The following is a 1,339-nucleotide window of genomic DNA, read 5'->3' as shown; positions in this document are numbered from 1 at the left end:
ACTATCTCAGTGAAAGGAATTTCTAATGCTAATAGGATTGCGGATCATTAGTATCTTGTTTGACTTATTTCTAGCAAGTGTTTTATTTTATAGGCCAATATCCAAAAGTAAACATTCAAAAGAGACACTATTAGTCCTTTGTTGTTGCTTGCTTTTTCATGTGGCTCTTGTTTTTCTATTTTTAGAAAGTCGCGTTTTTTTAGTTAGCAATCTCTTTCTGAGTATTGTAGAATCCGCTCTTGTAGGACTCTATTTTGATTTCTCCTTTCGTGATTCTTCTTTTTGGATATTCTTACAAACAAGCCTGACATTATTAGCCGGAGCTGTCCTCAATCAAGCTATCCAACTATTTCTTCCACTGTCAAAAGTATCGAAAAATTTAGAACTGATTAGTGGTTACCTTGCCATCAGTTTTCTTTTTTCAACTGTGATCACTCTTGTTCTTCGACAGTTATTTCGAACACATCAAAAGTTAAGCATGGCAACATCTAGAAGAAATTGGCTTTATCAATTCATCGTGCCGATTTTATCGATTATTTTTGCCTTTACTGTATCTGCTATTCAAGGGCAAGTATTTGGACCAGATTATCTTTCTGTCATTTCACTCTTGTCTCTTATTGTATTGTCGTTTTCCTCGCTGTATTTTACCTTACATCTTTCTCAACAACAGCACGCTTATTATCAAAATAAATTAGATAAAGAACAACTTCAGTTCCAATTAAGAGAAACACAACAGTCTCAAGAGGAATACCAACGATTGCAAAGTCTTCGGCATGACTTAAAAAATAAACATTTAACCCTCTTGGCACTTCTAGAAGAAAATCCTGATGAAGCTAGAGAGTATCTTCAATCGTTAACCGATAGTATTTCAGGAAAACAAATCTTTTACTCCAAAAATCCAACGGTTAATTATTTACTAAATCAAAAACTGCGCGATGTGGAAGATGCAATTGCATTAGAAATTGACTGCTTTATCCCACAAGAACTATCTATTCAGCCCGATGTTCTAGCTGTTATTTTAGGAAATTGTTTGGATAATAGTATTTCAGCCTGCCTTCGATTGACTGATAAATCGGAGAGAACATTATCTCTGAATATACGTTATTTTCAACAAAATCTATTTATTTCGATCAATAATACCTTTAATGAACAGGAACAAGAGACTCGTAAAACACGTCAAAGAGATGGTTGGGGCTTGCGAAACGTTGATGCCCTAGTACAAGAATACCAAGGAACTATCAAGCGATTCAAAGAAAATGGCCACTATCGAACGGAGATTCTCTTACCAAGTCCAGTAAACTAATGATTCTTCTCCTTCGATATCCAATACAAATAATTC

1 protein-coding gene is annotated in these 1,339 nt (G+C 34.7%); it reads left to right on the top strand.

The features are described 5' to 3' along the window. Positions 1-25 precede the first annotated feature (25 nt). Positions 26-1,303 (top strand): sensor histidine kinase, encoded by a 1,278-nt coding sequence (locus SPADD19_RS05395; RefSeq protein ID WP_049517975.1) that lies wholly within the window; start codon positions 26-28, stop codon positions 1,301-1,303. Positions 1,304-1,339 lie beyond the last annotated feature (36 nt).

The sequence above is a fragment of the Streptococcus parasanguinis genome (assembly GCF_001578955.1).
Lineage (GTDB): Bacteria > Bacillota > Bacilli > Lactobacillales > Streptococcaceae > Streptococcus > Streptococcus parasanguinis_U.
The sequence above is the reverse complement of the archived record's forward strand: the minus strand, read 5'-3'. Positions and strand labels throughout refer to the sequence as shown.